At 33.5% G+C, this 12053-nt stretch carries 7 protein-coding genes; 4 read left to right on the top strand and 3 right to left on the bottom strand.

Annotated elements, in window-relative coordinates:
* Positions 1-9: 9 nt before the first annotated feature.
* Positions 10-693, bottom strand: coding sequence for a ComF family protein (locus GFJ99_RS00035; RefSeq protein WP_203228760.1), 684 nt, complete (start codon positions 691-693; stop codon positions 10-12).
* A gap of 61 nt (positions 694-754) precedes the next feature.
* On the opposite strand from GFJ99_RS00035, the gene GFJ99_RS00030 reads away from it, so the two are divergent.
* A complete protein-coding gene (locus GFJ99_RS00030; protein WP_153207009.1) occupies positions 755-1531 on the top strand; it encodes a hypothetical protein in 777 nt (258 codons plus the stop codon).
* A gap of 63 nt (positions 1532-1594) precedes the next feature.
* Complete coding sequence (locus GFJ99_RS00025; RefSeq protein ID WP_153207008.1) at positions 1595-3136, top strand: glycine--tRNA ligase; 1542 nt, start codon at positions 1595-1597, stop codon at positions 3134-3136.
* Positions 3137-3708: 572 nt separating this feature from the next.
* On the opposite strand, the gene thiL is transcribed toward GFJ99_RS00025, so the two are convergent.
* Positions 3709-4755: a thiamine-phosphate kinase gene (gene thiL / locus GFJ99_RS00020; RefSeq protein ID WP_153207007.1), complete on the bottom strand. Its 1047-nt coding sequence runs from the start codon at positions 4753-4755 to the stop codon at positions 3709-3711.
* 118 nt (positions 4756-4873) lie between these two features.
* Positions 4874-5305 carry a regulatory protein RecX gene (locus tag GFJ99_RS00015; protein WP_153207006.1) on the bottom strand — a complete coding sequence of 144 codons (432 nt, stop codon included), beginning with the start codon at positions 5303-5305 and terminating at the stop codon, positions 4874-4876.
* 165 nt (positions 5306-5470) lie between these two features.
* Here GFJ99_RS00015 and GFJ99_RS00010 point away from each other — a divergent pair, with 165 nt between their 5' ends.
* Both GFJ99_RS00010 and GFJ99_RS00005 read left to right on the top strand, forming a co-directional pair.
* Positions 5471-10483: a choice-of-anchor D domain-containing protein gene (locus GFJ99_RS00010; protein ID WP_162523901.1), complete on the top strand. Its 5013-nt coding sequence runs from the start codon at positions 5471-5473 to the stop codon at positions 10481-10483.
* 105 nt (positions 10484-10588) lie between these two features.
* On the top strand, positions 10589-11977 hold the full coding sequence (locus tag GFJ99_RS00005) for a dipeptidase (RefSeq protein WP_153207004.1): 1389 nt from the start codon (positions 10589-10591) through the stop codon (positions 11975-11977).
* Positions 11978-12053 lie beyond the last annotated feature (76 nt).

The raw sequence follows: 12053 nt of genomic DNA, 5'->3' as shown, positions 1-12053 counted from the left end.
TAATAATTTTTATGATAGTGTATACGCTATGGTAACAATGCTAACCTTGCTATTTGGTATTTTTAACAATGCTTTTGCACAAGCTTCTAATGTGGCGCCAGATGTCATTACATCGTCTACAAGTAGGAAATGTTTGTTATGGTCTGTTTCGCTAAAAGTAACATCAAATAAAGCATTAGAAACCTCTTTTCTTTTTTCTTTATCTTTTTTTGTTTGCGTTTTCGAATACCTACTTCTATATAATAAGGAAGTATTGTAGGGTAAGTCTAGTTCATTTGATAAGGCTTCGCAAAAAGTGGTAACTTGATTATAACCTCGTTCTTCAAGTCTTTTTTTGTGAAGTGGTACGGGAATAATTTCAGAAAACATTTTTATTTTTGAAATATTTTTCAGATCTTTAGCATACCATTTCCCTAAAATCGTTCCTATTTCTTGATGATTTTTGTATTTTAAATTGTGAATTAAATTTTGAACAATTCCTTTTTGATGAAAATACAACATTGCAGCACTAAATTCAATTGGAATTATTCCGTAAAATTTTTTTGTTGTATCATTGCTTTCTAAATGATGATGATTGGTAAAAGGTAAGTTGTGATTACATTCACTACAAATGTTTTTTTCATTTGTTAGTAAAAGCGCATTACAACCCAAACAAAGTTTCGGATAAAGTAAGTTAATCAGGTATTTTAGCATTTTATCGGTTAATTATACTTGCATTAAGATTTTTAAATAAATTTATAAAAATTTTTATAAAATGGCATACAGTAAAAACAAAATAGCAAAAATAAGTATCATAGTATTGATGCTTCTATCCTTGTTTTTTAGTATCAAATATTATAAAGTTTCTGATGAATTTGAAAATTTTATCGAAATATCTGAATTAGAGAATAAAGTTTTAGATAGTCAGCTTACAGAAATTCTTCACAAATACGATTCTATTAGCGTTAAAAATAAAATAGATAGTGTCCGATTTAATGAGCAAATTCAGTTGCTTCAATCAGGTAGTTTAACATCAAATAATACAAAATTTAATTCTACTGAAGATTCAATTGTTTTTTATGCTAAAGAACAACAATCAAAGAAAACTAGTATAGTAAATAACGCTACAGCTGTAGTTAAATCAAATTCTAAAGTAGTTCCAAAAACAGACAGACTTTATGCTTTAAACATTAATGCTAAAGGTGTAAAAATTTATTCAGACAACTATAATTTAAAAGATTCAAAAATTCAACAGTTACGAGTGTGTTTTACTCTTGAAGAAAATCAATTAGTAAAGTCGGGAGAAAAAACTATTTATGTTCAAATCGTAAATCCTAAAAATCAAATTATTTCTGCAGGGAACACTTCTATTGAGTCTGATTTAAATGTAAAATTGCAATATAGTGCTTCTGTAGATACAAACTACAAGAAAGAAGATACTGATGTTTGTACTTATGTTAATTTAGAACAAAAGAAAACGATAAAAGGTAAATATAAAATCAATATTTATCACGATTTTGTTAAAATTGGCACAACAATTTTCGAATATTAATAATTCTTATTTTTATTCCTCAATTTCTTTTCTTTATTCCATTCCTATTTTTACTTTTGCATTATGGCAAAACAAGATGATATATTTAAGAATGTAGTTTCGCATGCAAAAGAATACGGATTTATATTTCCGTCAAGCGAAATTTACGATGGACTTAGTGCGGTTTATGATTACGCACAAAATGGTGTTGAACTTAAGAAAAACATTCGCGAATATTGGTGGAAATCAATGGTGCAAATGCATGAAAACATTGTAGGTTTAGATGCTGCAATTTTAATGCATCCAACGACATGGAAAGCTTCAGGTCACGTTGATGCATTTAATGATCCATTAATTGATAATAAAGATTCTAAAAAAAGATACCGTGCCGATGTTTTAATTGAGGATTATGCCGAAAAATTAAATCAAAAAGCGCAAAAAGAAATAGACAAAGCACGTGAGCGTTTTGGTGCTTCATTTGATGAAGAACAATACAAAACAACCAATCCTCGTGTAATGGAATATTTGTCTAAAAAGAAGGAAATTCTGGAAAGAATGGCGCGTTCTTTAGAGACCGAAAACCTTGCCGATGTAAAAGCTTTAATCGAAGAATTAGAAATTGCTTGTCCGGATAGTGGTTCAAAAAACTGGACAGATGTTAAGCAATTTAACTTAATGTTTGGAACAAAATTAGGCGCTTCGGCTGAAAACGCAATGGATTTATATCTTCGTCCAGAAACTGCACAAGGAATTTTTGTTAATTTCTTAAACGTTCAAAAAACGGGTCGTATGAAAATTCCTTTCGGAATTGCTCAAACAGGGAAAGCGTTCAGAAATGAAATTGTGGCAAGACAATTTATTTTCCGTATGCGCGAGTTTGAACAAATGGAAATGCAATTTTTTGTAAAACCAGGCGAAGAAATGAAATGGTATGAATACTGGAAAACTACACGTTTGGCTTGGCATCAATCGCTAGGATTAGGAAAAGAAAATTACCGTTTTCACGACCATGAAAAATTAGCGCATTATGCAAATGCAGCAGCCGATATCGAATTTAATTTCCCATTCGGATTTAAAGAATTAGAAGGTATTCATTCTCGTACTGATTTCGATTTAAAAGCACATGAACAATTCTCAGGTAAAAAATTACAATATTTTGATAACGACACCAATTCAAACTACACGCCTTATGTGGTGGAAACTTCGGTTGGTTTAGACAGAATGTTTTTAGCGGTTTTCTCAAAATCATTACAAGAAGAAACATTAGAAGATGGTTCAACTAGAACAGTTTTACGTTTACCTTCGGTTTTAGCACCAACAAAAGCGGCAGTTTTACCTTTAGTTAAAAAAGATGGTTTGCCAGAAGTAGCTCAAAGTATTATTAATGAATTAAAATGGGATTTCAACGTAGCATATGATGAAAAAGATGCGGTAGGAAGACGTTACAGAAGACAAGATGCTCTAGGAACGCCATTCTGTATTACCGTGGATCATCAAACCTTAGAAGATGAAACGGTAACGATTCGTCACAGAGATTCTATGCAACAAGATAGAGTGAAGATTTCAGCATTACGCGATATTATCAATAATGAAGTTTCGGTTAGAAACTGGTTGATGAAAATGTAGTTTAAGTACTGAGATTTTAGTATTAAGAATTAAGACAAAACCCGAAATTTCAATTGAAATTTCGGGTTTTTATATTTTCTGAACTCTCGGTTTTCTACTTTCGTCATTTCGAGTGTTTGTCATAAAATTGCCTTAGCTATTTTATGAAAAATGTATCGAGAACAACTGAAAACAAATCGTTATTGTAGTTCTCGATACAATTTTACAAAGCAAAAATTAGCATTTTTCCTTCATAAAATCACTCGAATTGACGGTTGGGTTAATTTGTTACTGTAGATTTATGAAACTAGAAAAAATTAAATAAGAAATCCTAAATGTCAGTTCGAGCGCAGTCGAGAACCTGTTTTTCCTTTTTATATTTTATTGACTTCCGGTTTTCTACTTTCGTCATTTCGAGTGTTTATCATAAAATTGCCTTAGCTATTTTATGAAAAATGTATCGAGAACAACTGAAAACAAATCGTTACTATAGTTCTCGATACAATTTTACAAAGCAAAAATTAGCATTTTTCCTTCATAAAATCACTCGAATTGACGGTTGGGTTAATTTGTTGCTATTTTTTTACTGTAAACTACTCACTCAAAGCATTCCAACCTCTGGCTTTCAATTCAATTTTTGTATTGGCTCTTGTAACTAAATGCATACCCTCACTAGCTTGTGTCATGTGACCAATTACAGTAAAATTTGGATTTCCTTTTAACTTATCGTAATCCTCCATTTTTACGGTAAATAACAATTCATAATCTTCTCCACCACTTAAAGCAACAGTAGTAATATCCAAATTAAACTCTTCACAAACGTTTATTAGTTGTGGATCAACCGGAATTTTCTCTTCGTATAAATTACAACCTACGCCACTTTGTTTGCATAAATGCATAATTTCAGAGGATAAGCCGTCTGAAACATCAATCATGGCAGTTGGTTTTATTTCTAATTTTTCTAACAATTCTTTTATATCAGCACGAGCTTCAGGCTTTAATTGACGCTCAATTAAATAGGTGTAAGGTTCTAAATCGGGTTGGTTGTTTGGATTCACCTGAAAAACCTGCTTTTCACGTTCTAATATTTGCAAGCCCATATAAGCCGCACCTATATCGCCAGAAACCACCAATAAATCAGTAGTTTGGGCGCCACTTCTATATGTTATGTCCTCTAAATTAGCTTCTCCAATGGCAGTAATACTAATAATTAATCCTTTTTGAGAAGAAGTAGTATCGCCACCTATAACATCTACATTATAGTATTTAGATGCCATTGAAATTCCATCAAATAATTCTTCTAATGCTTCAAGCGGAAAACGGTTAGAAACAGCAATAGAAACCGTTATTTGAGTGGGTGTTGCATTCATAGCGCAGATATCAGAAATATTAGCAACAACGGCTTTATAGCCCAAATGTTTTAATGGCATATAACCCAAATCAAAATGAACGCCTTCTACTAATAAATCAGTAGAAATAACTGCTTTTTTTGAACCAAAATCCAATACCGCAGCATCGTCTCCAATACTTTTTAAAGTCGATTCTTGATTAATTGTAAAACGCTTTGTTAAGTGCTCAATAAGCCCAAATTCTCCTAATTGCGCTAAACTGGTTCTAGATTGGTCTTTATTTTCTAACATGAATTATTTTTTTGCAAAGATAGGGTTAATGTGTCAATTTGACGATATGCGAATGAGTCAATTATTTTAATTGGCACATTGATAAATTGCTTCATTTCTTTATTGCCAAATTGGCTCATTAATTATTATCCAATTCTCTCAATTTATCATAAATCAAACTCGTTTCATATCCTTTACGAAGTAAGAAATCGACAAATTTTTTATTCTTTTTTTGACCTTTTGGAGCTGCGATAGCTTCCCAATTTTTCTCGGCTAATGCATGAAAATTATGCAAATAAGTTGCTTCTGGAATTTCTTTAAGTGCAGTTTGAATATTTCGAGAAGAGACATTTCGAAATTTCAGTTCGTTTACAATACGGTTTTTACCCCAAAATTTATAATTGTGCTTGCCTCGAACAAAACTTTGTGCAAACCGTTCTTCATTGATGAAATTATTTTCGATAAGATAGGTTAGAATTTCATCTTTTTCAGAGGGATTAATAGAAAACGAATACAATTTCTCTTCCACTTCCTTATAACAACGCTCCTGATAAGCGCAGTAATATTCCATCTTAGCATAGATTTCTTTTAAGGAAAATGACGTTTTATTAGTTTTCAATTCGTTAACAATTTAATAATGGTGTAAATATTTTAAAATCAAAAAATTATGCTTTATCTTTGTAGGCTTTTTTAGTTTTTAACAACTATGCAAGCATATAATTTTAGCTATAAAAATATGAAATTAAAATTAAAATTATTGATCGGTGCTTTATTTTGCTCGATTTTGGGGTGGGGACAGGCAACTTTGCCGGTTACAAGAACTGTATGGAATTCAACTCCTACAGGTTGGACTGATACACCAATGGATTCATACCTGACAACATTTGCATGTTCAGGAAGTAATGGCGCTAAGTTTGATACATCTGGTGATAGAAAAATAGTAGATCTAGATTCAGCTCCCGATCAATTAAGTTTTGTTGTAAAATCCAATTCTTCAGCATCAACTTCGGTTTTATTAGTAGAAGAGTCAATTGATGGAGTATCTTATACTACAGTGGTTAGTTTAACAGGAACTGTTGGACTTCCTACAACATGTTCAACAAAAGGACCTTATACTTTAAGTTCTTCTTCAAGATATGTTAGATGGACTTTTACAAAAGGTTCATCAAATATGACTATGGATGATGTAAACATCACAAAATCAGCAGTTACAGACGCTGTAGATTATTGTAATTTACAATCGCCAGCAAGTGGTACCATTACACAAGATGGAGTTTTTAATGTATATGCACAAGCTTATGAGCCTGGTGTTACTGAAGCAGCAGGAATAGGAACAGGAATACTAGGATGGATAGGATATAGTTCAGCAAACACAGACCCAAGTACAGGAGGTTGGACATGGGTTGCAGCAAGTTTTAATACACAAATAGGAAATAATGATGAATTAGTAGCAGATATAGGGTCAGGACTTGCTCCAGGAACCTATTATTATGCGTCACGTTTTCAATTAAATGGAGGTCCTTTCAGATACGGAGGATATAATGGAGGTTTTTGGGATGGTACTTCAAATGTAAACGGTGTTTTAACGGTTAATCCGTCTGTGGTAGATTTTTGTAACGTACAATTTCCGGCAAGTGGAACAATTACGCAAGGAGGAACATTTATTGTTTATGCACAAGTCTATGAGCCAGGTGTTACTGAAGCAGCTGGTCAAGGCGCAGGAATACAAGGATGGATAGGATATAATACTACAAATAACGACCCTAGTTTAGCGGCTTGGACATGGGTTCCGGCAACTTTTAACACACAATCAGGAAATAATGATGAATATCAAGCAGAAATTGGTTCGCTATTACCAGCAGGAACGTATTATTATGCTTCAAGATTTCAATTAGGGAGTGGGGCTTACAGATATGGAGGATATAATGGAGGTTTTTGGGATGGAACAACTAATGTAAATGGAGTGCTTACAGTAACAGCTCCACCAGTAATCACCAGTTCACTAACCGCTTCAGGAAATGTTGGTTCAGCATTTACTTATGACATTGTGGCAACAAATACACCAACAAGTTATAATGCAACAAGTTTGCCATCAGGACTATCAATAAATACAACAACAGGACAAATTTCAGGAACTCCTACAGGAGCAGGTGTTTTCAATGTAACAATTTCAGCTACAAATGCTTATGGTACAGACACAGAAACTTTAGAAATCACTTTTGTAGTAGGACCTTGTTTGAGTGAGAGTTTCGAAAGTGGAAATCCTTCAGGTTGGTTAATTAATGGTACAGTTTTAGGAGGACAGTTTTGTGAAGGAGCTCAAGGATTAGTTTTTAATAATTCTGGGGATAATGTCATTACAACAGCAATTGCTAATCCGCAAACTTTAACTTTTTATAAAAAAAGAAGTAGTGGTACTGATGCATGGAGCATGAATGTGGAGGTTTCGACTTCATCTTCAGGTCCTTGGACAAATGTGGTTACAATTTCTACGATTTCTACATCTTGTCAATTAGAGACAGTTGATCTAAGTGCTTATGTAGGCGGAACTTATTTTATAAGATTTATTGACGCTAGACCATCAGGAACTCAACAAAGAACAATTGACGACGTTAAGGTGTATTGTGGTACCCCTCTAGACGTAGAAATTGACGTTGAAGGAAATAGTGTTTCAATTGTTGATGGAGACACTACGCCGAGCGCAACAGATGATACGGATTTTGGTTCAACTTTAGTAGGAGTTGATGTTTCACATACCTTTACAATTACTAATGCAGGGCCAGATGATTTAGACATTTCAGGTGTAACTATTACAGGTGTTGATGCAGCAGACTTTTATGTTTCTATTGCTCCTGCAAGTACAGTTGCTGCAGGAGGTTCAACTACTTTTGAAATAACATTTAATCCTACTGTAATTGGGGTTAGCAATGCGACAATTAACATTGCAAATAACGATAGTGATGAAAATCCGTATACATTCGATATTACTGGTGAGGCAATAACATGTACACCAACAACTTCTGTGAGTTCAATAACGCCAACTTCCGGACCAATAGGAACAATTGTTACAATTAATGGTAGTGGTTTTGCAACCGCTACTTCAGTTCATTTTGGTATATATTCAGCTGCATTTACAGTTGTTTCTGGGTCTCTTATTCAGGCTACAGTACCTGCTAATGCAACTACTGGAAATATTGTAATTCAAGATGCTGGCGGATGTGATTTATCTTATTCATCTTTTACTGTAATTGAACAGGATAATTCAACATGTGATCCTACAGCAATTGGAATTGGAGATTTATTTATTTCTGAAGTTACTGATGCATCTACAGGTTCTTTAAGTTACATTCAAATTTTTAATGCAACAGGAGCAACAATTGATATGTCTGATTATGAAGTCCAGATTAGAAATAATGGAAGTGGAACTGGAGACGATATCCCATTAACTGGAATATTATTAAATGGAGGTACATTTGTTTTGGCTACAAGTGCCGGAACGGAATGTGCTGTTCCTGGTGGAGATGGAAGTTATGCAGATCAAAACGATGTTTCAAGTGGTGTAAATAATAACGATTGTATTCATTTAGCTAAACTTGGAGTGGTTATAGATACTTGGGGAGTTTGTAATGGAACAAACTGGATTAATGCTTTAGGTTTAGGTTCAGCAGGATACGATTTTAAAAGAAATCCAACAGCAACACCATTACCTTCAACTACATTTGTATCAACAGATTGGTCTATTTCCGATTTTAATGCATGTAATGATAATTATGACTTAATTAATTCTTATGAAGGAATTAGAGTACCTCCTACAGCTACTTCATTAGGAGCAACTTATGGTGCTGGTTGTAGCTCTGCTACAGTTAGTGTTACTGGGACAGAGGCTATTGTTGGTGGTGCACCTTTAACATATCAATGGTACTATAGTGCGCCTGGTGATATAGGTTGGACAATGGTGACAAATGGTGGAATATTTTCTGATGCAACAACAGATACTTTATCTATTTCAGATATTACAGGATTAGTTGGTTATCAATATTATTGTCAGGTAATGGAAGATACTGCAACGTGTTTTATAGCTTCAGCTGCAGTGCAAATTGGAGGAGGAGCAACAACTACTTGGGACGGAACAGTATGGTCAAATGGTATTCCTAACTCAGGGATGTTAGCAATTATTGATGGAGATTATGATACTTTGACAGATGGAGATTTCTCATGTTGTAGTTTATTAGTAAATCCAACCTATACTTTAGATATCCAAGCAAACAATTATGTAGAAATTCAATATAACTTAACAGTCAATGGGGTTTTAAATGTTTGGAATAATGGTTCTTTGGTTCAAGTAGATGATTCTGGAGTTAATACTGGAAACATTTCATATAGACGAGCTACTACAGGTGTTGCTTTAGATTATGTATATTGGTCATCTCCAGTAAATGGTGTTAATACGCCATCGGGATATATTTATACATGGTCTCCAGTAGTTACTAATCCTAATGGAGGTCAAGGAAACTGGGCGGCTGCAGCTAATACAGCAATGCAATCTGGAATTGGGTATATCATGCGTGGCATATTATCTAGAAACTTTGTTGGAGTACCAAGAAATGGTGTTTATACGCCTACAATAAAAAGAGGAAGCGATTTAGGTGCAGGTTCTATAGGTCCAAACGGTATAATGAGAACAGTTACAGATGATAACTGGAATTTATTAGGAAATCCTTATCCATCTGCAATTAGTATCAATTCATTTTTAACAGCAAACACTGAATTAGACGGGTTTGTACGTTTGTGGACACATGGAACATTGCCTAGTTCATCTGTTGCAAATCCTTTTTATGATAATTTTGTTTACAATTATACAGCTTCAGATTATATTGCTATTAATGGTTCAGGAGCTACAAGTGGAGCAGGAACTTTAAGTGTAATTGGAAGTGGACAAGGTTTCTTTGTTCTTATGAATCCAGGAGCAGCAACTACAAGTACAGCTTTATTTAATAACTCAATGCGCGATAAAGGCTATTCTAATAGTCAATTTTATAGAAATTCTAATAGTATTGAAAACAATTCAGTAGGTGGGAATTTAGAACGTCATAGAATTTGGTTAGACTTTGTTACACCAAGTCAAACAACTCGTACTTTAGTTGCTTATGTTGAAGGTGCAACTACAGGTAAAGACAGAATGTTTGATGCTTTTACAGATTATAAATCGGCACAAAATTTTTATTCTTTAATAGATAATGATATCATGACAATTCAAGGAAGATCACTTCCGTTTGATGTAAATGATCAAATTCCAATGGGATTCAAAACAAGTGTTTCAGGAAATTTCTCAATTGCTATTGCTGAGGTTGATGGTTTGTTTACTGCCAATCAAAAAATTTATATAGAAGATAAAGAATTAGGTATTATACATGATTTAAAAACCAATCCGTATAGTTTTACAGCAACTAGCGGAGTTAATAATACAAGATTTGTATTGAGATATACAAATGAAACATTAGGAAGTGAAGATTTTGAAAATGATGCTACTGTTTTAGTGTCTTCAACAGATGTAATTTCTATTTCTGCTCCTCATGAAAGAATTCAAAGTGTGCAAATTCATAACGTTTTAGGACAGTTATTAGTTAATGAAACAGCAATAAGCGCTTCTTCGTTCCAAGTTAATTCTTTACAAAAAAATACAGTGCCTTTAATTGTTCAAATAACACTTGAAAATGGAGTTAAAGTAACTAAAAAAATAGTTTTTTAAAGTAAAAGAACATTATTTTTAAAAGCCCAATCAAATAAAGATTGGGCTTTTTCTATTTTCATTTCAAATCAATTTTGTATTTTTGAACTTTATCAAATCAACACAATGGACAATATAAAACAATACGTTCAAGAAAATAAAGAACGTTTCTTAAATGAATTAATAGAACTTTTAAAGATTCCTTCGGTAAGTGCAGATAGTGCTTATGCGCATGATGTAGTTCTAACAGCCGAAGCGGTGAAAGTAAGTTTAGAAAAAGCAGGTTGCGATTTCGTAGAACTTTGTGAAACTCCTGGTTATCCTATCGTTTATGGTGAAAAAATCATCGATAAGAACTTGCCAACGGTTTTAGTTTACGGACATTACGATGTACAGCCGCCAGACCCAGTTGAGTTATGGACCTCTCCACCTTTTGAACCTGTAATTAAAACTACAGAAATTCATCCAGAGGGAGCAATTTTTGCTCGAGGAGCGTGCGATGATAAAGGACAAATGTACATGCATGTTAAAGCTTTTGAATATATGATTCAAAACAATTGCTTGCCTTGTAATGTAAAATTCATGATTGAAGGTGAAGAAGAAGTGGGCTCTAAAAGCTTAGGTTGGTTCGTAGAAAGAAATCAAGAAAAACTAGCAAATGATGTGATTTTGATTTCGGATACGGGAATGATTTCTAACCAACAGCCATCAATTACTACGGGTCTCCGTGGTTTAAGTTATGTTGAGGTTGAAGTTACAGGTCCAAATAGAGATTTACATTCGGGTTTATACGGAGGAGCGGTTGCAAATCCAATAAACGTTTTAACCAAAATGATTGCTTCATTACATGACGAAAATAATCATATTACCATTCCTGGTTTTTATGATAATGTTGAAGAATTATCTTTAGAAGAACGTGCAGAAATGGCAAAAGCGCCATTTTCATTAGAAAAGTACAAGCAATCTATAGCTATTGGTGATATTTATGGAGAGAAAGGTTATACAACCAATGAACGTAATTCTATACGCCCAACTTTAGACGTTAATGGAATTTGGGGAGGCTATACAGGCGAAGGTGCTAAAACAGTAATTGCTAGTAAAGCGTATGCTAAAATTTCAATGCGTTTAGTACCAAACCAAGATTGGGAACAAATTACGGAATTATTTAAAAATCACTTTGAAAGTATTGCTCCAGCTGCAGTAAAAGTTAAAGTAATGCCTCATCACGGAGGACAAGGTTATGTTACACCAATTGATAGCGTAGGATATAGAGCTGCTAATAAAGCCTATACTGAAACTTTTGGAGTTCCTGCCATTCCAGTTCGTTCAGGCGGAAGTATTCCTATTGTAGCTTTATTTGAAAAAGAATTAAAGTCTAAAACTATATTGATGGGATTTGGTTTAGATAGTGATGCCATTCACTCGCCAAATGAACATTTTGGTGTTTTCAATTATTTGAAAGGAATTGAAACCATTCCATTATTTTACAAGTATTTTGTAGAGATGAATAAATAAAAAAAAATTCCCGATTTGCGTGAGGGCACTGAAAAAGTTCCTTTAAATAATAATTGCAATAATTTAAGGAGTAGAA

This window comes from Flavobacterium sp. LMO6 (assembly GCF_009495795.1).
Classification (GTDB): domain Bacteria; phylum Bacteroidota; class Bacteroidia; order Flavobacteriales; family Flavobacteriaceae; genus Flavobacterium.
This window is presented reverse-complemented; position numbering and strand designations above follow the sequence as displayed.

Excerpts from the sequence above, each read along its gene's own strand:
- GFJ99_RS00010 (WP_162523901.1), top strand. The coding sequence starts at position 5,471 with ATGAAATTAAAATTAAAATTATTGATCGGTGCTTTATTTTGCTCGATT.
- GFJ99_RS00025 (WP_153207008.1), top strand. The coding sequence starts at position 1,595 with ATGGCAAAACAAGATGATATATTTAAGAATGTAGTTTCGCATGCAAAA.
- GFJ99_RS00015 (WP_153207006.1), bottom strand. The coding sequence starts at position 5,305 with ATGGAATATTACTGCGCTTATCAGGAGCGTTGTTATAAGGAAGTGGAA.
- GFJ99_RS00030 (WP_153207009.1), top strand. The coding sequence starts at position 755 with ATGGCATACAGTAAAAACAAAATAGCAAAAATAAGTATCATAGTATTG.
- GFJ99_RS00005 (WP_153207004.1), top strand. The coding sequence starts at position 10,589 with ATGGACAATATAAAACAATACGTTCAAGAAAATAAAGAACGTTTCTTA.
- thiL (WP_153207007.1), bottom strand. The coding sequence starts at position 4,755 with ATGTTAGAAAATAAAGACCAATCTAGAACCAGTTTAGCGCAATTAGGA.
- GFJ99_RS00035 (WP_203228760.1), bottom strand. The coding sequence starts at position 693 with ATGCTAAAATACCTGATTAACTTACTTTATCCGAAACTTTGTTTGGGT.